This window comes from Planktothrix sp. PCC 11201 (genome assembly GCF_900009135.1).
Lineage (GTDB): Bacteria > Cyanobacteriota > Cyanobacteriia > Cyanobacteriales > Microcoleaceae > Planktothrix.
On the sequence record NZ_LT797706.1, the window covers coordinates 167,620 to 193,176 of the forward strand.

General features: G+C 41.6%; 28 protein-coding genes and 2 tRNA genes. 11 read left to right on the forward strand and 19 right to left on the reverse strand.

Annotated features, from left to right (window positions below):
- Positions 1-33 precede the first annotated feature (33 nt).
- On the forward strand, positions 34-780 hold the full coding sequence (locus PL11201_RS17910; protein WP_079680254.1) for a WecB/TagA/CpsF family glycosyltransferase: 747 nt from the start codon (positions 34-36) through the stop codon (positions 778-780).
- An 81-nt stretch (positions 781-861) separates the two neighbouring features.
- Here PL11201_RS17910 and PL11201_RS17915 read toward each other — a convergent pair whose 3' ends face one another.
- The 6 genes from PL11201_RS17915 to PL11201_RS17945 form a co-directional block, all read right to left on the reverse strand.
- Positions 862-1,515 carry a pentapeptide repeat-containing protein gene (locus PL11201_RS17915; RefSeq protein ID WP_079680255.1) on the reverse strand — a complete coding sequence of 218 codons (654 nt, stop codon included), beginning with the start codon at positions 1,513-1,515 and terminating at the stop codon, positions 862-864.
- A 1,415-nt stretch (positions 1,516-2,930) separates the two neighbouring features.
- Positions 2,931-3,197 (reverse strand): hypothetical protein, encoded by a 267-nt coding sequence (locus PL11201_RS17925; protein ID WP_079680257.1) that lies wholly within the window; start codon positions 3,195-3,197, stop codon positions 2,931-2,933.
- Position 3,198: 1 nt separating this feature from the next.
- Positions 3,199-3,465: a hypothetical protein gene (locus PL11201_RS17930; protein ID WP_079680258.1), complete on the reverse strand. Its 267-nt coding sequence runs from the start codon at positions 3,463-3,465 to the stop codon at positions 3,199-3,201.
- A gap of 300 nt (positions 3,466-3,765) precedes the next feature.
- Entirely contained in the window at positions 3,766-4,260 is a 495-nt protein-coding gene (locus PL11201_RS17935) for a hypothetical protein (RefSeq protein WP_079680259.1), read from the reverse strand.
- A gap of 74 nt (positions 4,261-4,334) precedes the next feature.
- Positions 4,335-4,559, reverse strand: coding sequence for a hypothetical protein (locus PL11201_RS17940; RefSeq protein WP_079680260.1), 225 nt, complete (start codon positions 4,557-4,559; stop codon positions 4,335-4,337).
- Positions 4,560-4,701: 142 nt separating this feature from the next.
- Entirely contained in the window at positions 4,702-5,478 is a 777-nt protein-coding gene (locus PL11201_RS17945) for a hypothetical protein (RefSeq protein ID WP_079680261.1), read from the reverse strand.
- Positions 5,479-5,707: 229 nt separating this feature from the next.
- On the opposite strand from PL11201_RS17945, the gene PL11201_RS27550 reads away from it, so the two are divergent.
- On the forward strand, positions 5,708-5,920 hold the full coding sequence (locus PL11201_RS27550) for a helix-turn-helix domain-containing protein (RefSeq protein ID WP_079680262.1): 213 nt from the start codon (positions 5,708-5,710) through the stop codon (positions 5,918-5,920).
- Positions 5,921-6,298: 378 nt separating this feature from the next.
- Here PL11201_RS27550 and PL11201_RS17955 read toward each other — a convergent pair whose 3' ends face one another.
- The 5 genes from PL11201_RS17955 to PL11201_RS17975 form a co-directional block, all read right to left on the reverse strand.
- Positions 6,299-6,571, reverse strand: coding sequence for a hypothetical protein (locus PL11201_RS17955; protein ID WP_079680263.1), 273 nt, complete (start codon positions 6,569-6,571; stop codon positions 6,299-6,301).
- A 692-nt stretch (positions 6,572-7,263) separates the two neighbouring features.
- A tRNA-Val gene (locus tag PL11201_RS17960) sits at positions 7,264-7,337 on the reverse strand.
- 129 nt (positions 7,338-7,466) lie between these two features.
- Positions 7,467-7,539, reverse strand: a tRNA-Ala gene (locus tag PL11201_RS17965).
- Between the two features lie 104 nt (positions 7,540-7,643).
- Positions 7,644-7,856 (reverse strand): hypothetical protein, encoded by a 213-nt coding sequence (locus PL11201_RS17970; RefSeq protein ID WP_079680264.1) that lies wholly within the window; start codon positions 7,854-7,856, stop codon positions 7,644-7,646.
- A gap of 122 nt (positions 7,857-7,978) precedes the next feature.
- Positions 7,979-8,401: a Fur family transcriptional regulator gene (locus tag PL11201_RS17975; RefSeq protein ID WP_079680265.1), complete on the reverse strand. Its 423-nt coding sequence runs from the start codon at positions 8,399-8,401 to the stop codon at positions 7,979-7,981.
- A gap of 143 nt (positions 8,402-8,544) precedes the next feature.
- Between PL11201_RS17975 and PL11201_RS27555 the strand changes: the two genes are divergently transcribed.
- Positions 8,545-9,258, forward strand: a complete 714-nt coding sequence (locus PL11201_RS27555) for a rubrerythrin family protein (RefSeq protein ID WP_079680266.1) — start codon at positions 8,545-8,547, stop codon at positions 9,256-9,258.
- A gap of 82 nt (positions 9,259-9,340) precedes the next feature.
- On the opposite strand, the gene PL11201_RS17985 is transcribed toward PL11201_RS27555, so the two are convergent.
- A complete protein-coding gene (locus tag PL11201_RS17985) occupies positions 9,341-10,189 on the reverse strand; it encodes an acyl-CoA desaturase (protein ID WP_079680267.1) in 849 nt (282 codons plus the stop codon).
- A 195-nt stretch (positions 10,190-10,384) separates the two neighbouring features.
- Positions 10,385-12,421, reverse strand: a complete 2,037-nt coding sequence (gene bchE / locus PL11201_RS17990) for a magnesium-protoporphyrin IX monomethyl ester anaerobic oxidative cyclase (RefSeq protein ID WP_079680268.1) — start codon at positions 12,419-12,421, stop codon at positions 10,385-10,387.
- A gap of 193 nt (positions 12,422-12,614) precedes the next feature.
- On the opposite strand from bchE, the gene PL11201_RS17995 reads away from it, so the two are divergent.
- The 6 genes from PL11201_RS17995 (at position 12,615) to PL11201_RS18020 (ending at position 18,565) form a co-directional block, all read left to right on the forward strand.
- Positions 12,615-14,090 (forward strand): polysaccharide deacetylase family protein, encoded by a 1,476-nt coding sequence (locus PL11201_RS17995; RefSeq protein WP_079680269.1) that lies wholly within the window; start codon positions 12,615-12,617, stop codon positions 14,088-14,090.
- 134 nt (positions 14,091-14,224) lie between these two features.
- A complete protein-coding gene (locus tag PL11201_RS18000) occupies positions 14,225-14,914 on the forward strand; it encodes an MBL fold metallo-hydrolase (RefSeq protein WP_079680270.1) in 690 nt (229 codons plus the stop codon).
- Positions 14,915-15,017: 103 nt separating this feature from the next.
- The gene (locus PL11201_RS18005; protein ID WP_079680271.1) at positions 15,018-15,557 is read left to right on the forward strand and encodes a rhodanese-like domain-containing protein; all 540 of its coding nucleotides are present in this window, start codon (positions 15,018-15,020) and stop codon (positions 15,555-15,557) included.
- A complete protein-coding gene (locus tag PL11201_RS18010; RefSeq protein ID WP_234996758.1) occupies positions 15,550-17,289 on the forward strand; it encodes a SulP family inorganic anion transporter in 1,740 nt (579 codons plus the stop codon). The genes PL11201_RS18005 and PL11201_RS18010 overlap by 8 nt, the downstream gene beginning before the upstream one ends.
- An 87-nt stretch (positions 17,290-17,376) precedes the next feature.
- Entirely contained in the window at positions 17,377-17,850 is a 474-nt protein-coding gene (locus PL11201_RS18015) for a hypothetical protein (RefSeq protein ID WP_079680332.1), read from the forward strand.
- 313 nt (positions 17,851-18,163) lie between these two features.
- Entirely contained in the window at positions 18,164-18,565 is a 402-nt protein-coding gene (locus PL11201_RS18020; protein ID WP_079680273.1) for a DUF4346 domain-containing protein, read from the forward strand.
- A gap of 41 nt (positions 18,566-18,606) precedes the next feature.
- Here the strand turns inward: PL11201_RS18020 and psb30 are convergent, their stop codons facing one another.
- The gene (gene psb30, locus PL11201_RS18025) at positions 18,607-18,738 is read right to left on the reverse strand and encodes a photosystem II reaction center protein Ycf12/Psb30 (RefSeq protein ID WP_026785372.1); all 132 of its coding nucleotides are present in this window, start codon (positions 18,736-18,738) and stop codon (positions 18,607-18,609) included.
- Positions 18,739-19,014: 276 nt separating this feature from the next.
- Between psb30 and PL11201_RS18030 the strand changes: the two genes are divergently transcribed.
- Entirely contained in the window at positions 19,015-20,232 is a 1,218-nt protein-coding gene (locus tag PL11201_RS18030; RefSeq protein WP_079680274.1) for a glycosyltransferase family 4 protein, read from the forward strand.
- Between the two features lie 314 nt (positions 20,233-20,546).
- On the opposite strand, the gene PL11201_RS18035 is transcribed toward PL11201_RS18030, so the two are convergent.
- Positions 20,547-21,440 (reverse strand): DUF6615 family protein, encoded by an 894-nt coding sequence (locus PL11201_RS18035; RefSeq protein WP_079680275.1) that lies wholly within the window; start codon positions 21,438-21,440, stop codon positions 20,547-20,549.
- Positions 21,441-21,519: 79 nt separating this feature from the next.
- Between PL11201_RS18035 and PL11201_RS18040 the strand changes: the two genes are divergently transcribed.
- Positions 21,520-22,602: a DNA methyltransferase gene (locus tag PL11201_RS18040; protein ID WP_079680276.1), complete on the forward strand. Its 1,083-nt coding sequence runs from the start codon at positions 21,520-21,522 to the stop codon at positions 22,600-22,602.
- Here the strand turns inward: PL11201_RS18040 and PL11201_RS18045 are convergent.
- The 4 genes from PL11201_RS18045 to PL11201_RS18060 form a co-directional block, all read right to left on the reverse strand.
- Positions 22,568-23,224 carry a hypothetical protein gene (locus PL11201_RS18045; RefSeq protein WP_079680277.1) on the reverse strand — a complete coding sequence of 219 codons (657 nt, stop codon included), beginning with the start codon at positions 23,222-23,224 and terminating at the stop codon, positions 22,568-22,570. The two genes, PL11201_RS18040 and PL11201_RS18045, sit on opposite strands and share 35 nt — an antisense overlap.
- Entirely contained in the window at positions 23,221-23,484 is a 264-nt protein-coding gene (locus tag PL11201_RS18050) for a helix-turn-helix domain-containing protein (RefSeq protein WP_079680278.1), read from the reverse strand. The genes PL11201_RS18045 and PL11201_RS18050 overlap by 4 nt, the downstream gene beginning before the upstream one ends.
- Positions 23,485-23,603: 119 nt before the next feature.
- Positions 23,604-24,200: a cyclin-dependent kinase inhibitor 3 family protein gene (locus PL11201_RS18055; RefSeq protein ID WP_079680279.1), complete on the reverse strand. Its 597-nt coding sequence runs from the start codon at positions 24,198-24,200 to the stop codon at positions 23,604-23,606.
- A gap of 254 nt (positions 24,201-24,454) precedes the next feature.
- On the reverse strand, positions 24,455-25,513 hold the full coding sequence (locus PL11201_RS18060; protein WP_079680280.1) for an NAD(P)-dependent alcohol dehydrogenase: 1,059 nt from the start codon (positions 25,511-25,513) through the stop codon (positions 24,455-24,457).
- Positions 25,514-25,557 lie beyond the last annotated feature (44 nt).

Sequence of the window (25,557 nt, forward strand, 5' to 3'; positions counted from 1 at the left end):
TAATAATGTGTGTGAGGTTTCTAAAATTTATTTATGAGTTCAACTATTTTTCCCTTTGATTCTGCTCTTAATGGTTTTCCCGTGTTGGGTTTACCTGTGCATTTAACTAATAATTATACTAATTGGTTATTACAACGTTGGCAACAGGGGTTAGGAACTCATGTTATTACTTTGAATGCAGAAATGGCAATTCAAGGAGAAAAAGATCCTAAATTAGCAGAAATTATTCATTCAGCAGAGTTAGTAATTCCCGATGGTGCAGGGGTGGTGCTTTATTTACAATATAAGGGTAAAAAAATTCAAAGATGTCCGGGTATTGAATTAGCAGAAACCTTGATAGAAAATATTGGTAAATTAGACAATTCTGAATTAGTCTTTTTCTATGGAGGAAAACCGGGAATTGCTGAACAGGCGGCTGATAATATTCAACAAAAACTGCCAGGTTTGGGAATTTCTAGTTATCATGGTTATCTGTCTGCTTCAGAAGAAGAAGATTTAAAAATTACCCTAAAAGACCTACAACCGAAATTAATATTAGTGGGTTTGGGTGTTCCCCGTCAAGAATTTTGGATTAGTCAAAATCGTCATCTTTGCCCGAATTCGATTTGGATAGGTGTGGGAGGAAGTTTTGATATTTGGTCAGGAATTAAACAACGAGCACCGGAATTTTTCTGTAAATATCATTTAGAATGGTTATATCGATTGTATCAAGAACCTTGGCGTTGGCGGCGGATGTTGGCGTTACCGGAGTTTGCGATTAAAGTGTTAATTCACCAATAGGATGTTATTGTGGCTATGTTAACAAAGGTTAAGCCTAATTTAACCACAAAGACACAAAGAAGTTGTCAACAATTGCTATATTTAGGAAAAAATAGCCCCGTTTAAGTTAGCAAATTTTAGGTGAACTCCGGTTAGATTTGCTCCTCGTAAATCTGCTTTAGTTAGGTTTGTCCCTCTCAAGTTGGCGTGGGATAAATTAGCATTTTGTAGATTAGCTTGAATTAAGGTTGTCCCTCTTAAATTGGCTCCGGTTAAATTCGCTTGATAAAGATTAGCTTTGTTTAAATTAGCAAATCTCAAATCCGCTTCACTCAAATCCGCTTCACTCAAATTAGCCTGATATAAATAGGCTCCATTCAGATGAGCTTTAATTAATTTAGCATGATTAAATTCCGTGCGATAAAGATAAGTTTCAATCAATTCTGCTCTATTTAACGTGGCTGTGCTAAGATTAGCTTGACTTAAATTAGCTTGAAATAATACAGCTTCGCTGAGGTTTGCCCTGTGCAACTGAGCTAAAGTTAAATCCGCTTTTGTTAGATTTGCCGAGCTTAAATCCGTGGCAATTAAATTAGCTTTACTTAAATCAGTATTCTGTAAATTAATTCCGTTTAAATCCGCCCCCATTAAGTTGGCTTCGCCCAAGTCTGGCTGAATATTCGGATTATTTGAACGCCAAATTTGCCAACGTTGAAATCCCCATTGTAATAATGCTAAATGTTCTAAATTTGCCATATTTTTTATCGTATTTATTCGGGATTAAAACTACCTATTAATTATCTCATTACGAGGGTAGCAAAGCAATATCAAAGCCTTGTTAAATCGTTACTATCCGTAAATCCCGTCAATCTCTGCCACAAATATTCAAAAAATTAGTTCAAACTCAACTGCAACAGTTATAATTTATCAATGCCCTCGCGTCTATCTCATTTAAGCCCATGAGTAACCTTACAAACCCTCCAGGCGGCGGCGATCCCCCTGATCGCTTTAGAAATATAGGAGAACAAATTCAGTCATTCTTCGATTTTGCTGAAAACAACCCTGATCGCGCTGTTCCTTTTTTCGTCAATATCTGGGAAACTCAAGCATCCCTAACCACGCGGGCTCTAGCGCTGCAAGGCTTAGGCGTGGCTGCACAACACTATCACGTTAAGGAGGCTCTAGCAGACTGGGATGTGCTCAGAGATATCGCCAAGGAAGTCAAGGGGAAGGGGGAAGTTAGCAACGATTTGACTCGGTGGGCTGCGGCTTCGGCGTTGGAGGCGATCGGATATTCTCAGCAGAGTTTAGAACATTTAGAAGGAGGGGGTTTTACTGAACCCCTTGATCGCATTCGCCGGGAAATACGCGATCGCAAGCTGGCAGAAATTAACAGAATTCCACGCCTAAACACCAGAGGGGAAACAACCGCAGAATATGAAAGGCATCTTGAATTTTGGCTGTACGGGCCGGCTGATGAGTTATTAAATGATAATGATAGCTCTCTGAATTATCAGGATTTAATCGGGGATGTCATTTCTAAGTTACATGGGCGTGGGGTGTTTTTGGGATTAATTTCACCTAATCGTATTGTACAAGGGGCCGCACTGCGACAAGCTAGGTTAATTTTTAAAGAATCTGCTGAGATAGAAGACTATCTTTATGGGCTTTTGGAAGAGTTTTTGCTTGATTCCAAGCATGAAATATCATTGAGAATTCATGCTGCTAAGATTATTAATACAGCCACAGATATAAACAGAAGGCTGAAAACATTGAGTCAATTATTATTGGAAGAGAATAATCCACAATTGCATGAAGTGGTGTTGCATCAAGCTCAGTCAATATTTCAACAATCTGCTGAAACTGAAGAATCTCTCTATCAGCCTCTGGAAGAGTTTTTGCTTAATTCCAACCATGAAATATCATTGAGAATTCATGCGGCTGAGATTATTAATACAGCCACAGATATAAACAGAAAGCTGAAAACATTAAGTCAATTATTATTGGAAGAGAACAATCCAAAATTGCATGAAGTGGCGTTGCGTCAAGCTCAGTCAATATTTCAACAATCTGCTNCCAAAAAGGTAATGATGTTGTTAACAGAACAAGGTTGATTAAATGATGGGTTTTCCAGTTCTGTTTTATTGCCTCAACCTGGCTATTAGGATTGATTACTGAGTAACCCATTGGATTAATCCCCCTAGTAGTAAAGCGGTAGCTAAACCAATAACGAAAAGCAAGCCTAACACCCATTCCTTGTCATCGGTTTTGCGGTAATAGATGACGGTTGCTGTGACACCTAAGCCGACTGAAATGATAAGGGAAAGGATAAAAAAAGGTTCTTTCAATTGGTTAACTAATATTGCTAATAGACTGACTAAACTTGCACCACTAGCTACCAACAGAAAGAACCCTATAACGCGATAAAGTTGAATCATCCTAGGGTTCCAATAGCCACATATCTTCAGGGTTGACCCATTCAATACCTTGACCGCTACAGTTTAGAAATTGAACTTGATAACTCCACTTGCTGTGGCTGTGTTCCATACCAGTTACCCGCGCTGGGAACCAGTATTTTTCATCGGGTTTCTGCCAGTTTTTTTCGGCTAAGACTTCTACCAGTTGACCAATACAAAACTCAGGGGCGGGAACTTCTACTGGTAATAAAAACTCAACCTTGCGTCTTTCAATTTGTACTGTTGTCATGTTACGATCCTTGTAGTTGTTGGTACATTGAATGCCTAGTTTTACCCGTCCTGAACCAAAAGGACGGGTTTATGTTTTTGAGTTTTACTCTGTAAAATCTACTCAGTAGAGTAGTTACAATTGAGCCATCAAATTGTTAATAGCTTGGTCTGCTAATTGTTCAGACTTTTCTAAACCTTTACCCATGGCTNTCTCTGGTTGTTGATACATTGATTGACCTGTGGGTCTTACCCGTCCTTTTGGTTCAGGACGGGTTTATGTTTTTGAGTTTTACTCTGTAAAATCTACTCAGTAGAGTAGTTACAATTGAGCCATCAAATTGTTAATAGCTTGGTCTGCTAATTGTTCAGACTTTTCTAAACCTTTACCCATGGCTGCATAACGGGGACGCATCCCATGTAATGATTTGGCGGTTGTTCCCTTGTAGCCTTGAGTTTTAACCTCAAATTCGGCCTCGTTACGGATCATCCGTTGGCCATGTCGGTTAATTTTGGCTTCACTGTTAAGGATTGACTCATGCTGATCAGCCGCTTTTTTAGTGGCCTTAGCATTCTGTTTTTTAACCCGTGCTAACTCGCTTAATCCGTCCGCCTCCTCTGGCGTAAATTCTCGCACCCGGTCACAAACTGGCATTGTCCGATAGGTGTCAAAAATCGTTTCTGGTGGGTTGTCAGGGGTGATGGCGTTATCAGCACTGCGTTTGAAAACGTTATCCTTGCTAATCCCTTTATGGGAACCGTCAACGGGCGCAATTGTTGATAACTTAAAATCATCACCGCGTAAGAATCCAAGCATTATTAATCTCCTTGCGAATCAGTGTTACAGCGATATAGTCAAGATGTGGAATAGCGGGTTAACGATGAAATCAACTAAAAATCATCGTTGGATTCTTTAAACATTTTTTTGACTTGTTCAATGAATTCATCCCAGTTATCCCAACCCTCTACAAATGAGCTATAAATTTCTATGGGATAGGATTGGGTGTAAAGGATTAAAGTTTCACCTAAGGAGTCAATGCAATATCCAACTATAACCCGCGTCGTTATTGAGAACTCTTTCTTCTTGACACTAGAAACCAATCGCAAATAAGCCATTTTTGACCCCCTTAATTTAAACGTTGAATACTTGTTACAGGTTTAACTTTGACCTCAATAACTGTGTTTAGGTAATAACCCGCAAGAAAACAGAATAGAGGGATAAACCAAGGCGCTATATAATCCGTAATTCCGATGGGCTTCATACTGCCAAAGCCCCGGCTAAAATTTCTTGTCCAGCCTCCAACCAACCGAGATAAACGGCGGCGGTATCTTCATCCAAGGGCTCGTTTTGAAGCTGTTCTAAATCTGGTAGGGATAACCCTTTGTCCATCATCTTTAAGAGCAGTTGATCACGGATGGGTGTGGGGGATTCAAGACAATCTGATAACTGACTAGCTTCACCCGCAGGGGTTATTGGTGGGATGGGTTGGGACTTCTGGACAAAATCATCCGTTGCGGTGTTAACGATGGTTTCAATTCGGAATGAATGCCAACGGGTATCTATTCCCTTGGCCATACAGTTCCCCCAAACATCAAAGTAGAGGATTTCGTATGTCTGGCGACCCGAGGTAAAAGTTGCGCCTGGCATCATCCAAGGTTGCCATGCTTCAAACCGTGGGTCGGTTTCTTTAAGGGTTGGCAGTCGGGACGGATCAACAATTTCAGAACACAACACCCACTCCCCATCAATCAGGGTATGGGTAGGGTTGTCAAAGGGTAAATCTTCAACGGTAGGGGGAATGGGTGTTACAGTGATATCTTCACTGGGTTCAAACCCCTCTGTTTCATCCTCTGGGTATGACCATTGAGTTATCCCCATCGCTTCACAATGAGCGTCTACCGCTACCTTCATCTCCTCAAATTCGGCGATCGCAATCTCCCACGTTGCCTTTCTGGACAAGCTACCGTGTTGACGCACTTCATCAGGGGTTAACCCTAATTCAGTCGCTTTTGCTTTGAGTTCTGTCAGTGTCATAATTAAAATGCTCCTAGTTATTAGGGGTGAGTACCCACTGGTGTTGGTCGCCAAACTTTTCGCCAGTGGGTTATTTATTTACATATTACTACTATTTGAATATTAATGCTACCTTTATTAATACAATATACTTATCATGTACTACTATCCAATAAGTAATGCTAATTGGATATAACTACTATATATATAGTAATAACTGCTAGGATACTGTTAATGGTAAAGTTGAGGTATGGCAGTGATAAATAAAATCAAACATTTTTGCGATAACAGGGAGATTACACCCTACCGACTATGGAAGGACGTAGGGCTTGCTCCCAAGACAGCCTATGATCTGTACAACAACCCAGAACAACTACCCTCGTCATCCGTGTTAAGTAGAATCTGTGATAGATACAGAGTCCAGCCTAGCGAGTTATTAGAATGGGTAGAACAAATAGACTAACTAACCCACCATCACCCCAAACATTAAAACCCCTGACTAACTATCAAGGGGTTCTTTTTTGATTATTTTCACTGTGTAGGCTGTGTAAATGCTGTAATGCTTACGGGATAATGGTTACAAGCTATTTAGGATAAAACTGGTTAGGGGGATTGTGTTGGGTTGTGTAAGGGGGTTGTGTAAGGTTATAACCCTTATATATCAATACTTTCAATTTTCTTACACGGCCTACACAGCTATTTTAGTTAAATTTATTTTTTTTACCAGCTTTACCCAGGTTAGTTACCAGCTTGTTAGGGGGTAGTGTACCAGCTTGAACCCTTACATAGAGGGAGTCTTTACCAGCTATACCAGCTTTTATTTATTTATCGCATGAAAAATTTATAGACTATTGAGTTCTACCAGTTTATCCAGAGCTTTTCTGATTTCCTTTTTGATAGCACCCCCTGTGTTAGCAGGTAGGGTTAGGGCTTGGGTTAGGGTGTCAATGGCGGTATCCAATTCAGCTTGACGGTCATAACTCCCATTGTCCAATTTGTGGGCATATTCTAAAACTTTAGGTGCAATCGCTTCTGGTAGTCGGTAGACTTTCACTGGTTTATTAACCCAGGGGGACTTATCTAGTCCAGAGGTGTTAGGAATACGGTTAGGCATAATGATTACGTCCTCTGTTACGGTACTACTAACAGTGTAACACTGATTCATTTAGCCTACAATGTCTTAAAGGATTAAATATACTCGATACATTAATTATGCGCCTTGACTAAAGCATATCACTGTAACACCCTTTATATATAGGTTTTAAAACTTGTACTAAAAAGTCAACACTAAGTAGGGTATAAGGGGAAAATATAGTTAATTTCACCAAAACTACTTAGGGGTATAGATTTGGGGGTCTGATAGATGATTTCTATTTATAGCCGCTATCCATTGCGGCTATAGAAAATAATCACCTATGCCCTATTCCCTTGAAGTCAATAATACCAACTATTGCAGAGTTAATCGAAGTATTTAGTCAATTATCTATCACCCTGCCCTATTACTCGCCCAATTACCTTGATAATGTGATCGCCACAAATTTTAGTTTTCACCGTGTAGGCTGTGTGAAAATTTGTACGGTTCCTAAAACTTTCTGGTTATCTTCCCAAGCTGCATACAATGGGAAGTTTGTAAATCTTCCCTCGGATTGCGGGTAAATTTTTAACTTAGCTGAGGATTGCGATCACCTAAATAGTTGCCTTGGTTGTATCCATCTTGTATCCTTGAGGGGTAACAGTCAGATACAAGTCGGACGCATAGCTCAGAGGGTTGGCGCGCCACGTTGATATAAGTGGGTTGTAGGACTATGGACGCAAGTGGACTCGAACCACCGACCCCCACGATGTCAACGTGGTGCTCTAACCAACTGAGCTATGCGTCCGACAATTTATAAATCTAGCACAATCGCCTAGATCATGCAAGCTTTTTTCAGATATTTTTTTCCTTGTGAGTAATCACAAGGGAAAATTACCCGATTGTATGGGATTGAGTTTGTTTGATCACAATAATATGGAGCTAAGCGGGCTCGAACCGCTGACCCCCGCAATGCCATTGCGGTGCTCTACCAACTGAGCTATAACCCCTTGCAATGTTCTAATATAGTTGTTTAACGGGTGCTTTGTCAAGTAGTATGGAAAACTTTTTTTAGGAGTGTCGGAGGGAAGGTATCCGTCACCCCCAATGACCACTAAAAGTAAGAATAAGCGTGTTGAGACATTTGGGCGATGTGATCAATACAAGATCCCATCAGGAAGTAAACTAACCCCATAGCTGCTGCTGAAAGGGCCACCAATATCCCAGCCAGCATGAAGGAGAATTCTTTGTACTCGACGGCTTGCTTCATCAGATGTAATGACCAAGCAACCAGAGCCACATCAATTATTAGAATAGGAATCAACATAAGTTACGTTTCGTAACATTTCCCCTATTCTAACAGGTGTTCCGATCAGAATGCCAGTTTCGGCAATTTCATAACTCCGTAGCAGATCAGCAGAAAGGATTCATCCCATTCCCCATTCGTAATTAATTACAGCGATCGCAACAGCCCTTAACCGTGATTTCATAGGCATTCACCCGAAACCCCGGGGGTAAAGGGTGAATCGGCAAATCACCCAGGACATCCCACTCTAAATCCTGAATTTGACCACAACACTCACAAACAAAATGGTGATGGGGTTCCACCTTGGCATCATAGCGAGTTACCCCTTCATCCAGTAGCACCTCTCGGACTAATCCCACCGATCGCAGAACCGTCAAAGCACTATAAACACTAGCTTTGGAAGCGATAGGCAGTTCCCGGTTAATCTCGGTGAGAATATCATCCACCGTCGGATGATCATAACGGGACAAGAGGTTCGCATAAACTGCAAACCTTTGGGGGGTAATGCGTAACCCCTTCTGTTTCATCTGTTGGCTGATCTCTGTGGTTCTGTTCTGACCTTCCATAGCTTGCTGTATTGAATCTTCCTTTACAGATCATAACATTTATTTTAAGTTACTGAACTTTACATCAATTTTATTCTTACCCTTGACAAAATTAAAACTAAGAATTATTCTTAGATATGACGAGATCAACAAGAGGAGACACCATGGACTTATCCAACGCAAAAACCGCCCAAAATATAGAAGCCGCCTTCGGTGGGGAATCGATGGCCAACCGTAAATATCTATTTTTCGCAGAAGTCACTAAAAAACTGGGCATGGGGGATTTGTCCAAACTGTTTCGGGAAACCGCCAATCAAGAAACAGAACACGCCTTCGCCCATTTCCGCCTCCTGCATCCTGAATTAGTGGTTACTGACCCCGATGCCCTATCCGACGAAGAAAAGAAAAAAATTGCTGCCCGCTGTTTGGAATTGGCTATTGAAGGGGAAACCTACGAATACACCACCATGTACCCCGAATTTGCAGCCCAAGCCCGAGTAGATCGGGATGAGCAGGCAGTGAGTGAATTTGAAGAACAAGAGGCTGAGTCCAGGGAACACGCCGGAATCTTCCGCAAAGCCGCCTCGAACTTTGGCCTGTTGGTTCCGATTGAACATCATCACGCCAACCAATATACAGAAGCCCTGAACACACTACACGGTGAGGATGCGACCCCCAAAGCTGCCAGTTCCGATCCTCAAACCCAAAAATGGATTTGTCGCCAATGTTCCATGATTTACGATCCCGTGGTCGGTGATCCTGATTCTGGTATTGCCCCGGGAACCCCCTTTGAAGCCATTCCTGAAGATTGGTGTTGTCCGATTTGTGGCGTAAGCAAAAAGAGCTTTATGGTTTACGAAGAAGCGATCGCAGCCTAACCCGTTTTCCCCAGATCACCAGAAAAAACCCGCCCATCCGATCACTGTTTTCGGGGGCGGGTTTTTTATTCTTTATTCTTACTTAAGCTTGCGTCACCCGTTGAGTCGGGGGCATCACCACTTTCTGGGCCAGACCCAAGGTTTTTAAAACCCAAATTGACCACCAAGTCATATCAAGTTCCCACCATTTCAGTCCGGCTTTCGCAACATTCGGATAGGCGTGATGGTTATTATGCCAGCCTTCCCCGTAGGTGAAAATCGCCGCCCACCAAAGATTCCGAGAATTGTCATCGGTGTCAAAGGTGCGGTATCCCCACATATGGGTGACCGAATTAATCAACCAGGTACTGTGCCACAAGACCACAGCCCGGACAAATACCCCATAAATCACCCATGACCAACCGCCGATCACATAAAGCAGTAAAGCCACGGGAATTTGCATTAACAAATGATAGCGATCTAACCAACAATAAAAGGGATCTCGCGCTAAATCCGGGGCAAATCGTTTGTAATGTTCAGCATCAAAAAAGGATGGACGAGGATAGAAAATCCACATCATGTGACTCCACCAAAATCCCCGTTTTGCAGAGTAGGGATCTTTATCTTCATGTTCGGTATGGGCATGGTGCAAACGATGTCCGGCGATCCAAAAAATCGGCCCTCCTTGTAAGGCACAGACACCAATTAAGGTAATCACATATTCCAACCATTGGGGAACCTTCAGGCTGCGATGACTTAATAAACGATGGTAGCCTAAACAAATTCCGATACTGCCAAAAAACCAGTGTAGAAATATAGTAATTCCTAACGCTGACCAAGAAAAAAACCAAGGTGCTAATAAAGCCAACAAATGGATAATACTGAAAAACGCAACTGTTAAACCGCTTAATTTTGGTTCATTTTCCGGCGAAGTTGCGACTTGAGATGTCATGAAAATATCCTCAATCTAATAATGTTTGATAAATCGATGCGGGGGAATCTCGGTTGATTGTAGGATAACATAAATTTTTGTAAACCCTCCCCTCCCTGTGAAAATTTTAGATTAAATATTCACCTATTTTGCTCTCCTTTACTAAAGAAATACCATAAATTAATCCATTTCCTTAGTTCACATTAAAATCAAAATTTATCCTGGGGTTATTGGTGTTAAAATTGAATGGGCAATTACCGGATCTTGATAACTCCCCTGATTATGGATCATTTGCACCGCATTTGCCAATTTTTCAATCGGTGCATCTTTCAAGCAAAACCCATTTGCTCCTGCCGATAAAGCCTCTGATAATATTGATTCTTGGTCAGGCATCGCCAAAACTAAAATCTTGGATGGAATCACATAGGAACCCGCCTGAACTTTCCTCACCATGCGGATAAACTTGACCAAATTCATATCGGGTAGGGTGCTATCGACAACCGCCACATCAACATCAATCGATTCTAGTAACACCAAGCCCGTTTCGGCATTGGTAGCTTCGCTGGCGACTTCGATTCCGGGTTGCGATCGCAGATTCTTTCTTAAGTTCAGGCGGGTTTCCTCATTATCTTCAATGATAGCCACCTGAATCGTATCATATTTTTGTTGAATTTTAGGATAACTTTCGCAAGCAGATAAATCATTAGCCGCGCCACAGGCAGAAATTGTTCCTAAAAAGTCAATATCTGCCGAATTTTTCTGTTGAGATTTTGTCATCTGTTCCGGGGTCAAAATCTTGGATTCATCAAAGCCAAACTCAACCTCTGTATGGAATCCTTTTTGTTTCACCCGTTTTAAATTATAGAATCGTTTATTCCAGGTTGTTTTCACAAATGCCCACAGACAACCGAGTAAATAACGCCGTTTAAATGGATCTTTTTCCAACCAATATTCCGGAAATTTCCAAGCATAAAACCGAGCATAATTTTGCAGCACTCCTTTAAGAACATCTTCCCTGGTCATATTATCGGGTTTAATAATTGGAGTCACAAAATTATAATGGGAATAATCGCGAATTTCCACTCGATCTTCTAAATCTTGAAACAGTTCAGAAAACGGCCAAGGAGTGTACATATTCCAATTGGTCATATCCGCTTTCCAATCCCGCGCCATCCGATAGGTTTCTAAAATTGTTTCTGGGGTTTCATTGGGCAGTCCCATAATAAACTGAACCTCCGCTAAAATCCCATTTTCTCGCAATAATTGAACGGCTTTTTTATTATCGGCAATGGTGGTTTCTTTTCTAAATAAATTTAGGTTTAATTGAGCCGTGGCTTCGGTTCCCAACGACACATGAACTAATCCCGCTTGGCGATATAACGGTAATTCTTTCTCATCTCTGAGGATATCTGTAACCCGGGTATTAATTCCCCAATGAACTCCTAAATTCCGATCCACTAATTCATGACATAAAGCCACAAATCGAGATTTATTAATCGTCGGTTCTTCATCAGCTAAAATGAAAAATCCGATCTGATGTTCTTTAACTAAAGTTTCGATTTCATCAACAAAATGTTTCGGGGAACGAGAGCGATATTTTCGCCAGAATTTCCATTGAGAACAAAAGCGACAGCGAAACGGACAACCTCTGGAATAATTAGGAACCGCAACTCTAGTATTCAGAGGAGTATAAATATATTTATCCCAATCTAATAAACTCCAATCTGGGGTTAACGTGTTTAAATCTGAAATAGGAGGATGGGCAGGAGTTGCGACAACTTTACCCCCATCTAAAAAGGCAATTCCTAATATATTATGGCGTTCTATTTCATCCGTACCATTAGCGATCGCTTTTAATAAATTAACGGTTATTTCTTCCCCTTCCCCTCGAATAATATAATCAACCCAAGGAGCCTCACTTAATACTTCCCGATACATATAAGTCGGGTGAACACCCCCCATAATTGCCTTGGCATTCGGGCAAATTTGTTTAACAATTTTTAGAGTATTTTGAGACTTATAAATCATCGGAGTAATAGCTGTTGCCAGCACCACATCCGGTTGACGATCTTGAAGAATTTTCGCTAATTCTTCATCCTCAATAAAGTTAGTCATGGCATCGACAAATTCAATGTCGGTAAACCCGGCGGTTTTCAGTGCCCCCCCGACATAGGGAACCCAACTCGGGGGCCAATTTCCGGCAATTTCGGCCCCACCGGAATGATAATTAGGCTGAATTAACATGATCCGCATTTGCTTTCCTCCTGAAATGTTCAGTTTCTCTCCAGACTTGCGAAGCAATGTAGATTATATAACCATATAGTGATTAAAAAGAAAATTTAATAATAATTTAACACTTCGTAGTGAGGCGTGAACGCTTCTACGCCCTGAAGGACTTACTACAAATAAGATAGAATTTGGTAGTTTCTTGTAGAAGTTGAGCATCGTGTTAAAAACGTCAAAATGGTTTTATCAAACCTGCATTTATATCGGTTCATCTTTGATCTTGTGGGGGTGTGCAAAGCCTTTTTCGCTAGTTTTACCAACTGAAATACCTGACTTAGAAGTCTCCGAAACCCCGAAACCCATCCTAGAAAAACCTGTTAATAGTTTAGGAGGTTATTTCTATTCCAACGGTGAAAATGCTTTGGGGCCGTTTACCCAGGGAATGCTGCAAAAATGCCGGGACTTGAATGGTGGCAATGTCTGTAATACCAAGGAATGGCCTGAACCCTTGTTTATCAAAGCCTATGGAGACAGGCGTTGTCCTAATGGTAGTCGCCTGAATCGAATTTTGGGCTATTGCGTAGAAGGAAAGGAGGCGTTAGGCCCTTTTTCTCAAGAGCTTGTCGCTACCTGTGAGGGAACTGACGGGGGCAAGGCTTGCGGGTCAACTCGCTGGAGTTCTGAATTTTTGTATAAAATAATACGCGATAAAGGACTAATTACTCCTGTCGCAGATCGTCCTCCTCAGTTTGTTCTCCTAGCTTTTGATGGTTCCTATTCCCTAGATGCCTGGAAAAAATCTCGCAACTTTACTCAAAGTATGGCAAAAAAAAATATCCCGGTTCACTTTACCTATTTTATTAGTGGGGTTTATTTTGTGAATAATGAGAAACGCAACCTCTATAAACCTCCTGGGGGAAAGGGTCAGGGACGGTCTGCCATTGGTTGGGGTGGCACTAAGCAAGAGATTAATCTCCGCCTAGAACAGTTAAATCAAGCATACCAAGAGGGTCATGAAATTGGTTCCCATGCGGTGGGTCACTTTGATGGGAGTCGCTGGAGTGAGACGGACTGGAAGCGAGAGTTTGAATATTTTGATCAGTTTATTTTTGATGCCTATAAAATTAATGGTTTGAAGGGTACTTTTGACTTTGACCGCAGTGCCATTCAAGGTTTTCGCGCTCCTGAGTTGGGTCAGAGTCCGGGTTTATACAAAACCTTGAAGAAAGAAGGATTTCGCTATGATACTAGCAAGGTAGCAGCAGCGAATTACTGGCCAAAACCAGAAAATGGGATTTGGAATTTTCCCCTGGCTTCCCTAACGACGGCAATTACCCGCAAAAATGTTCTGTCGATGGATTATAACTTTTACTATCTCCATTCCCAGGGGAAACCTAACTCTAGTAATGCCAAGCACTACGAGGAAGATACTTTTCAAACTTATTTAAAATACTTCCAGAGTAACTATTCTGGCAACCGCGCGCCTGTAAATATCGGTCATCACTTTTCGGCTTGGAATCAGGGGGCTTACCAGAAGGCACTGTTTCGCTTTGCTGAGGCGGTTTGTGGGAAACCAGAAGTCCGATGTGTCACCTATAGTGAGTTGGCGGATTTTATGGATTTGCAAACGCCGGAACAAATTGCTGTTTATCAGAAGGGGGATTTTCCTAAACTGGATTTAGGGAAAATGAATTGAATTATGTTCTCATTTATCAGAATTTTTTGACTCGTAAATTCCGCAATGTCAGAAAACATTCAATTGCTTTTTGATAAAACTATATGGTAGTATAATTTTATAATCAATCCTGATTCCTAAAGGGGTGAAAAACCATGCTCTTTCGCCAATTGTTCGACCCGGAAACCAGTACCTATACCTATCTAATGGCGGATGAAACCACTCAAGAGGCGGTTTTAGTCGATCCCGTATTAGAACAAGTGGAACGAGATTTCACCCTGTTGCAAGAGTTGGGGCTGACCTTGCGCTATTGTTTGGAAACCCATGTTCACGCCGATCACATCACTGGAACTGGGAAATTGCGAGAACTAACTAAATGTCTGGGAGTTGTTCCAGAAAACGCTATTGTTAATTGTGCCGATCGCTGGATTAAAGATGGAGAAATCTTAGAGATTGGGGATGTTAGAATTGAAGCGATCGCCACCTGGGGACACACTGATAGTCATAGTGCTTATTTAGTGAATGGCGATCGCATTTTAACCGGAGATTCCTTATTAATTCGAGGCTGTGGACGCACGGATTTTCAAAGTGGAAATGCCGGGTTACTCTACGATAATATTACTCAAAAATTATTTACCCTTCCCGATCAAACCGCCGTCTATCCCGGTCATGACTATAAGGGAAGAACGGTTTCTACTATTGGAGAGGAAAAACAATTTAATCCTCGTTTTGTGGGTCATGATCGAGACAGTTTTATTAACATGATGAATAACTTAAATTTACCCGACCCCAAAAAAATTGCTGAAGCCGTTCCCGCCAATCAACAGTGTGGAAATAAAGATTAAAGTGATAAGATTTTTGAAGTTCATTTTAAACATCCTATTAAAATGTTGTATAATACAATAGATCAGGTTAATCCAAATTACTTAATTTATCAATTCTAAAAATATGGTTAAATCTCTTAGTGATCGCTTACAGTCCATTGATTCCGAAACCTTAAAACAATGGCTAGATCAAGACAAAATTACTTTAATTGATGTTCGAGAACCTTCTGAACACGCCGGGGAATATATTGCCGGATCAATTCTAGTTCCTTTATCCACTTTTGCTCCCGCAAATGTACCCTTAGATCCCTCTAAATCCGTTGTTTTGTATTGTCAAACCAGCAACCGTAGTGGACAAGCGGCTCAAAAATTATTGGGGGCAGGATTTGAACAGGTGATCCACCTACAGGGGGGATTAAATGCGTGGAAACAAGCGGGATATCCAACAGTTATTAATAAAAATGCTCCCATCAGTATCATGCGCCAGGTACAAATTGTCGCAGGGTCATTGGTTTTAATCGGAACCTTATTAGGGGTATTTGTTTCTCCCAACTTCCTATTTTTAAGTGGCTTTGTCGGAGCCGGATTGCTATTTGCAGGAATTAGTAATACCTGTGCTATGGCAATATTATTGGCAAAATTACCTTATAATCAGCGTGCTTAAGTTAGGAAGAATGCGGGAATATTTTCCGATTTTAGATTGGGGATTAAATTACAAACGAGACGATTTAACTGGAGATTTAACCGCCGGAATTATTGTGGCGAGTTTATTAATTCCCCAGGGAATGGCCTATGCAATGCTGGCAGGTTTACCGCCGGAAGTAGGACTCTATGCCAGTATTTTTCCTCAGATTGTTTATGCGTTTTTGGGAACAGCTTCCATGCTATCTGTGGCTCCGGTGGCGGTGGATTCCTTAATGGTAGCAGCAGCCGTTAGTGCGATCGCCACCGAGAACACACCGGAATATTTGGGATATGCTTTAACCTTAGCATTATTAGTCGGAATTATTGAACTTTTAATCGGAATTTTTCGCTTAGGATTTATCGCTAATTTCCTGAGTCAAGCGGTAATTTCTGGGTTTATTAGTGCGGCGGCAATTTTAATTGGATTTAGTCAAGTTAAGCATCTTTTGGGAATTAAAATCCCTCAGACGGAATCATTTTTTGATACGGTTGTTTCTATTATTCAAGCTAGTCCCAATCTGAATATCATCACTTTAGGGTTAGGGATCAGTAGTTTAGTCTTCCTATTATATTTTAATCGCGGTTTAGGACAATATCTTAAATCTCAAGGGGTTAAGGAATCGATTATTATTCCCCTGACTAAAAGCGGGCCGCTAATATTAGTCATTCTGAGTTCGGTTTTCGTGGGAGTATTACATTTAGATCAAGGATTTGGGGTGAAAGTCGTGGGAGAAATTCCTAGGGGGTTTCCGCCTTTTACCATACCTAATTTTGATTTAAACAATATCAAATTATTAGGGACTTCTGCCTTAGCTATTAGTTTTGTCGGGTTTATGGAAGCCTTTTCTGTTGGTCAGTTTTTAGCTAGTAAAAAACGCCAAAAAGTTGAAGCGAATCAAGAATTGATTGCTTTAGGAGCATCGAATATAACGGCTGCATTCACCGGAGGCTATCCCATAACAGGAGGGTTAAGTCGTTCTGTGGTTAACTTTTCATCTGGGGCAAATACAGCCTTAGCATCAATCATTACGGCATTATTTCTGATGTTAACTGTTTTATTTTTCACCCCCTTATTTTATTATTTACCTCAAACCAGTTTAGCGGCAATTATTTTAGTGGCGGTGGGAAATTTACTCGACTTTCCCACCTTAAAACGGTTATGGAACTATAATAAACTAGATGGAATTACTTGGGGTGGTACTTTTATTGCGGTGTTGCTAACGGGTGCGGAACAGGGAATTATTTTGGGGGTATTGATTTCTCTAGTTTTACATTTAGCTCGAACCAGTAAACCCCATGTTGCTATTTTAGGACGGGTGGAAAATACGGAACATTTTCGCAATATTTTACGCCATCCGGTGACAACTAGCCCCCATATTTTGGCGGTGCGAATAGATGAAAGTTTGTATTTTGTCAATACCAAATATTTAGAAAATTATTTATTAAAATTAGTAACAGAACAAAAAGAAGTCGAATATTTACTGTTAGTCTGTAGTGGGATTAACTCGATTGATGGCAGTGCTTTAGAAACCCTACAGCGTCTGATAGAGGATTTACACCAGATGGGAATTGAGTTTTATCTTTCTGAGGTTAAAGGCCCGGTTTTTGATCAATTAGAAAAAATTGGGTTTGTGGATAAATTAGGACGAGATCGGATTTTTTTAAGCACCGATCAAGCCATCAAAGAACTATCTCAAAGGGTTTCCCTTTAACCCTTAATTGATTTGATAGTGGCATTCCCTGTTTTTTCTGACCTAAAGATGGGATAATTTAATTATCTTGTGTTGAAAAGGATGCTGATGCACGATTCTACTGTAAAACCGATCACCCGTAATTTTTCACTGCTTGTGCCCGTACCTGAAATTCATTTGCTTTCCGGTCAGGATGTTTGTGAACAGGAAGGAAAAGTAGCGTTTGGGAGTCAAGATTTTGAAGTTTTCCGCAAACTTGACCAAGACCGAAATGATCGGATCGTTAAAGTTTTTATCTATGCAACTTTGCAAGAAAATCGTTCCTTTATTCCTAAAGTCACCTGGCAAGCCCTATATATTGGTCATGTAGACTCGCGCCGAGGTCGCCATCCCCAAGGAATGAAATATCGTCCAGCTACAGCCGCCAATGATGCCCCCAATTTTGCTATTTTTTGGGAAGTCACCGACCTCAAACCCTTAGATATTCCTCTGAATATTTCTAATTTCAAAGCCGTGGGGAAAAAAGATGCCTTTCAATCTCGATTTATTCCAGAAAAGCCGTTAATCATTCAATATTTTTAAAATATCTACAAATTTAGTATAAATTCTTCATGAGGTTAATTAAATATTCTCGCTTTCACAAAATATTGTAGGGGCGGGTTCTGTAATAATCTTGAATTGTCACAAATAATTTTAATCAACCCGCCCTACTCGCTCATGGAAATCTACAATTAACGATTAATTAAGATTGTGTTGGGGTCGGGTCGGGTTTAGTAGGTTTTGGGATGAGTTTTCTAGGTTGACTCGAACCCGCCCCTACGGGGTTTGATGAAAATTTAGGCGGGAAATGAGATAAACTATAGACAGCTTAATTTATCATTTCATTAATAATACCGTGTCTCCTCAACCTACAACTACTGCTAACACCAAAGCACTCGCCGCTTTAGACGATCAGCTTTCTAATCGTTTTATTCACCTTGATCCGGCGGGATATTTTATTATTTATATTGACCGAGAAGCGGGATTAATCTGTGCCGAACACTATACCAATGCTATCAATGAAAAAGGATTAGCTGTTGATCCAGAAACCGGAGAACCTTTCCCTTGTACGGGAAGTTTAAAGCGCGAACCTACGGCTATTTTTACGGGAAAAACCGCTAAGGAATTAGGGATTAAAATTACTGAAGAAACCCAACCCTGTCCGGTCAGTTGTTTGGATCATGCCTTGTATCTGGGACGGGAATTTGTGCGGGCGGAAATCTCCTTAATTTCCGGGTCTGATTATATTCAAGATTAAATTAACTAGAGACGTTGCCACCAACGTCTCCATCCTCTTGATTAGAGATCGCCACCACGAAAAGCTAGTAAGATAATGACTGCCGGGCCAGCCACCACAATCAGACCCAACATTGTAAGCTGTGCAATAAGCTCAAAGTTGATATCGCCCAAAAAACTTGTAATTGCGTCCATTATTCCTCCAAACCTAACGAGTGTAAATATTGACTGTTGGTAAAAATCAACAGTTGATCTTACCAGGCGATCGCACCCTCATTTTAAGATTTTTCACAAAACGCAATACAACTCAGGGGATATCGAACCCAGAAGCCGTAATCGGGTTTCCTATTCCCTGAGATAGAGGATGGAGTGGCTGATCTGAGATATAGAGACTAATCTAAGGACAGAACGCGGTAATCGTGGTAAAGTCATGCTCATCAAACCCATTTTAATAAATTCCAAATCACTTGAATGCACATTGCTTGGCTTGGAAAAAAATCACCCTTTTGCGGTAACGTTACCTATTCCCGGGAAATTACTAACGCCCTGTTAGACCGGGGCCATCGAGTTAGCTTTCTGCACTTTGCCCATGAAGGAACGAACGACCGTAACCCAGAATGGCAACTGGAAAACGGTAACTGGAAAATCTCGACTGAGGACAAAAATGGCAAGGTGACACCCTTTCCCATGACTCAGGAGGTGTCTTTACCCTGTCTGTATAAGTCCCAAGTCTATACAATTCCCACCCTCAGTTCTAGCAAAGTCTTAACCAAGTCCCTAAAACGGTTAAAACCCGATTTGGTTCATGCGTCCCTGACCCTTTCACCGTTGGATTTTGTCTTACCTGAAATTTGTGCGGAACTGAATATCCCCTTAGTGGCGACCTTTCATACGCCCTTTGACCATAAATTACGGAATTTTCAATCCGGGACACAACATTTAACCTATCAAATCTACGCGCCTTTTTTGGCAAACTATGACCGTGTGATTGTCTTTTCCCAAGTTCAACGGGAGATGTTAAACCGTCTGGGAGTCGAAAAACACCGGGTAGCGGTGATTCCTAATGGAGTAGATGGGTCGAAATATTCTCCCGGGCCATCGAACTTTAAGGAAGAATTAGGGGCGGAACGGGTTTTTGTCTATCAAGGCCGTTTGGCTACGGAAAAGAACGTAGAGTCCCTACTCAAAGCCTGGAAAAAGTCGGATATGGGGCCGGGTTGTCTATTAGTCATCGTTGGTGATGGGCCCTTAGCCCCCTCTCTCCAAGCCTCCTATGGGCCAGAGGATGGGATTATCTGGTTTGGGTTCGTCGGGGATGAAGACCGACGGATTGAAATTCTGCGGGGGGCCGATGTCTTTGTTTTACCGTCGATGGTGGAAGGCTTATCAATCTCCTTATTAGAGGCGATGTCCTGTGGTACGGCTTGTGTGGCGACGGATGCGGGGGCGGATGGGGAAGTAATGGAAGGCGGCGCGGGAATTATTATGAAGACCCAGGGCGTTACTTCCCAACTGCGAACTCTGTTACCCCTATTACGAGATCATCCTGAAATGATCCCTCTAGTGGGTCAAAAAGCCCGTCAACGGGTCTTAGAACGCTATACTCTCGATCAAAATATCACCCAATTAGAACATCTCTATCGAGATTTATTACAGGAACAGCGTTTGCCATTAAGCCACGTTGTTTAACCAGTTGTAGGGGCGGGGTTCCCCCACCCCTGCTCAGTTATCAGTGTAAGAGTTAAGAAAGATTATGTTACGCAATATGCGATCGCAATCAAAAACTAATTGCCACCTTTGATGCTTTATGTCTGGGTATTTGCATGGGTGTTACTAAAAAACAACAGTTTGAGCAAGTTCCCTCAGCAAACCGACAAACCAGGTTAATATTGATGCCGATAAATAATAATCCAAAAGGGAAGCGGTCTAATTATAAAACATCACCAATAGCTTCATTCAATCTATTATATCAAGGTTGTTATAGCTACTGCTATAACTGCTATTCAATAATTATATGATATAGGTTCGTCCCATTCTTTAAAAACTGTTATCGTTCGCACATTTGGATAAGGTTGTTCATTTAATTCATTCTCAAGTAGCCGTAGAACATATTCTGGCGGGTTATCTAATAATTCAATTTGGTTATAAGTTCCATAGTAGTTTTCTAACTCACTATCAACTTGCCGACGGGTATTCAAAGACAACTGTTCAGAAATTTCTCTCTCAGACCGTCGTATAAAATTTCTCCAATATTTAATAACTCGATTTGGTAAATCACCTTCTCCATATCCACGGCAACATACTAAGCAATGCCAAGGGTTAATATAATTCAGTAAAAATTCAAAGTCTTTTGTACTACTTTTACTTTTTATTTTTTTTTCAAAGCTTCGCAAGTAGCGGACTGCAAAAGCAGATAGGATAGAGCAACCATAACTTTCTTCAACAGGATAGTAGGTTAAACATCTCCAGGGTACTTTGCTGAGAGTATTCCAATTTGAGTAAAGACAGTATAAAGGAATCATCGGGAATTCCTTGTTGCTGAAAGCTTCCTTAATAAGATAGTCACATTGAAAACCTGAATTCTTGTTTTTATGATAATGAAGGTGCTTAAAAGAATCCGTATCGATATCTATGACTTTAGCTTGTACTCGGAATCCAATCCACTTTCCACTAGAGCCTGTAAACCACCACTCCCAATCAGCACCATTGGAACCTTCTTTACGTTTAGTAAATGTTTTACTATAAACTTCAGATGCGTGTCTGATTTTCAATTCAAGAATATTTAAGTCTGTTAAAGTCTCTTCTCCAATTTGGCACTTTACAGAACGTCCTCTCGCTAGAGTATCCCACGTCCATAAAGCACGACTTTTGAAAGTATCACAAAGAGTTGGGCGCATTAGGAAAAGCTCACAGGTAACAAAGAGCTATAATTAAGCTACAAGTTTTAGTATAAACTTCCTTCAATCCATTGAGTCAATGACTTTGCCCAATCAACCCCCCTACAACAGTTTAAAACCCAAAGCAACGAGTACAGTCGGTCGCGGAAAAGTTGTTAAACTAGATGCAAGTCCGAGCTTTTCTAAGTGGAGTGATGAATTCGTTACTTTGTACTTAGGTGATAGCCTTGAATATTATGCTCAATGGGAACAGCCCACTGTAATTGTTTCAGATGGGGCTTATGGTGTTTTAGGATTTGAAGGAGATACATCAGATCATCTTGATCTACCTCAGTGGTATGAACCTCATATTCAAGCTTGGTCAAAAGCAGCGATACCTTGTACTACACTTTGGTTTTGGAATTCAGAAATCGGTTGGGCTGTTGTTCATCCCATTCTTGAAAAATACGGATGGCGTTATGTAAATTGCAATATTTGGAATAAAGGCAAAGGTCATATTGCAGGTAATGTTAATACTGAAAAGATTCGTAGGTTTCCAGTTGTTACAGAAGTTTGTGTTCAATATGTTAGAGAAGTAACAATTAACGATTTGCCTTTAAAAACATGGTTGCTGAAAGAATGGAAACGTTCAGGACTACCCCTTAAACGCGCAAATGAGGCTTGCAGTGTTGCTGATGCTGCAACCAGAAAATATTTTGATCAAGGACATTTATGGTATTTTCCTCCGCCAGAAATGTTTGAACGTCTAGTTAATTATGCAAATGAAAAGGGTAATTCAGAAGGTAAACCCTATTTTTCCTTAGATAATCAACGCTCTTTGACCAAACAAGAATGGAGCAAAATGCGCTCCAAATTTCAATGTCCTCACGGGTTTACAAATGTTTGGGAACGTTCTGCTTTACGAGGAAATGAACGAATTAAAACTAAATCTGGTAAAGCGTTACATCTCAATCAAAAACCCCTTGATCTCATGAGTCTGATTATTCAATCTTCTAGTGATGAAAATGATATTATCTGGGAACCGTTTGGAGGTTTATTTAGTGCTTCTTTGGCAGCACGTCAATTAAAGCGAAAAGCCTACTCCTGTGAAATTGACCCAGACTATTTTTACTGGGGTACAGAGAGATTTAATCCAGAATTTTATCAATACTCTCTTCTTTAATATCCAAATAAGTTTGTAAAGCTTGCTTAATTCTTTCCTCTTTACGGCTGGATAAAAGTCTATTCCATTCCCCGATCTTCATACAACACATTTCAATGTTAAAGACACGCTGTTTAAACTGCTCAATACCTGGATGTTCAATTCGATCCATCTTGGCAAAATTCGTATCGAGTCTATATTTGTAGCGGATGAGTAATTCGCGTAAAAGTAATTGATATTCTCTGGTTGGTTTGTAAATTCGTCCTTCACTAGTTTGATCAAATTGGAAGTGATTTTGACTATCTTTGAAACGTGCTGTTATTTCCGTCGCGAGGGGAAACCAGGCTTTAATTTCTAAACCTGGTATGGGTTGAACGTTACCTACAAAAATAGTATCGGGAAAACCAGGGTCTTGCCGTTGCCACTTGCCAAACTCAGAAAAATCATCTTGTTTATTCAGAAACTCAACTGTATTAAATTCAATCAAATTCCCCAGGAGTGGCGAAAGCTTTGATATTACTTTAGATAGATTAACTGCGGCATCTACAGAAATCGGTTTGGAAATATCCAACAGATCAAAAATATGTCCAGATAAGCCATCTAAATAATGAGAGGCTAGTCTGATTACATCTTGTGTATTCATCTTGCTTTTCCACAAAATATATGTTCTAATTCCTCGTTAATTTCCCTAAGAATGTCACAGGGATCTATACCCATTACACGGGTAATTAACAAAAATTCAATCACATCTAATCGTCTTTCGCCGTTTTCATATTTAGCAACAAAAGATTGGGGTTTATTGAGAGATTGAGCAAGGGTTGCCTGAGTCAACTTAGCTGCCTTGCGTGCTGCAATCATGCACTGGCGAAATATGTCATACTCAGGGCTAAAAATGGTTTTCATCTTGCCTTTAGTGAAGCAATATCTTTACCTCAGACAAGATAAACCCAATTTAGGATAATCCCAAATTAGGATATTTGCGATCGCCTTCCTCTATTTCTCAAACCCAATTTTCTGATAACTTAATAGGGGCAAAGTAACCCCTCCCCTATAACTGATGACTGTTTCCACGCTTGGGCAAATTGGGAGACATATTCTTCCTGTTCGGTGGTTTCTACACAATATTCACGGGTATGGCGGACAATTGCGATCGCATTTTCTGGAGTATAACCCAAGGTGACTAAGCAACAAGACACAATCGTTCCCGTGCGTCCAAATCCCCCCATACAGTGAACAACAACAGTTTTACCTGCTTTGGCGCGGTCAAGAATTTGGGGAACTAGGTTAATCACTCCTGGCATGGAGGTGGGAACTTTCATATCGGGAATGGGAAACCAGAGAGTTTCCATCCCCCTAGCTTGGGCTTCGGGGAATAAGGTGGGAATTTGGACTTTATGGAATTCGTGGGGTTCAATTAGGGAGACTAAAACATCGGTGTGATAGAAATAGCGCAGGCGGTCTAGGTCATGATATAAACTACGATCCCAGAGTAGGTGCATCCCTTGATGGGATTTTCCCGGGGCGTAGGTCATGCCGATTTTTCCGGTGAAGGGGATGACATCGGGGGGGAGAAAATCAACGTTAATCGGGAAGTTACTGGATGTTCTAGGGTAGTTCATGGTCAAGCAAATGGGTTTGATGTCAACCTGCTTTACAAATTGTAATTAAAACCTTCGCTTTGGTCTACATTGCTCAACAAAATCTGATTAATGAACTCAAACAGGAGATATAGTGCTACCCATTACAGTTGTAGAGACGCGCCAATAGCCTTCAGCATGGCTTCGCCCGGGCACGTCTCTACTAAATCTGTGCAAACTCATTGCCTATTGCCTATTGCCTATTACCTATTACCTATTCCCTATTCCCTGTTCCCTTATTCAGATTTAAGTGATGCCATATCGATACAGAAGCGGTACTTAACATCGGACTTGAGCAGTCGCTCGTAGGCTTCGTTAACCTTCTGGATGGGGATAACTTCGACATCTGCGGTGATATTGTGCTGGCCGCAAAAGTCGAGCATCTCTTGGGTTTCGGCGATACCGCCAATGTTAGAGCCGGACAGACTGCGACGGCCCATGATCAGGCTGAATGCCGCGATATCGAACGGCTTTGGGGGTGCGCCGACCAGGGTGATGTTGCCGTCCCGGGTGAGTAGGTTGAGATAAGCGTTGATGTCGTGATCGGCGGATACGGTGTCGAGGATGAAATCAAAGCTGCCAGCGTGCTTCTGCATTTCGTCGGCGTTGCGAGACATGACCACTTCGTCGGCACCGAGGCGGAGCGCGTCTTCTTTTTTATTCGCTGAGGTGGTGAAAACGACGACGTGGGCTCCGAAGGCACGGGCGAACTTCACACCCATGTGGCCCAGTCCCCCCAGACCAACTATGCCGACCTTCTGGCCCTGGGTGACACCCCAGTGGCGCAGGGGCGAGTAGGTTGTGATCCCGGCGCACAGGAGCGGTGCGACTCCAGACAGATCGAGGTTGGCCGGAACGCGCACAACAAAGCGTTCATCGACGACGATGCTATCGGAGTAGCCCCCATAGGTAACGCCTCCGAGGTGCTTGTCTGGGGAGTTGAAGGTGAGGGTCAGGTTGGGGCAGAACTGCTCAAGACCAGCTTGGCAATGGGGACAAGTGCCGTCCGAGTCAACCAAGCAGCCGACACCAGCGAGATCGCCGGGCTTGTACTTGCTAACGGCCGAGCCAACCTGGGTGACACGGCCAACAATCTCATGACCGGGGACAATTGGATAGACCGTGGGCATGAAGCTGCTCCACTCGTTACGCACGGAATGGATGTCGGAGTGGCATATACCACAGAACAGGATTTCGATCTGTACGTCGTGTTCGGTTAGATCACGGCGCCCGATCTGGGCGGAAGCCAGGGGTGATGTGGCACTGGCTGCGGAATAAGCTTTTGTGTTGTACATCAATTAATGCTCCTATGGGTGACTAGCGGGCGGGTCTTTTAGTT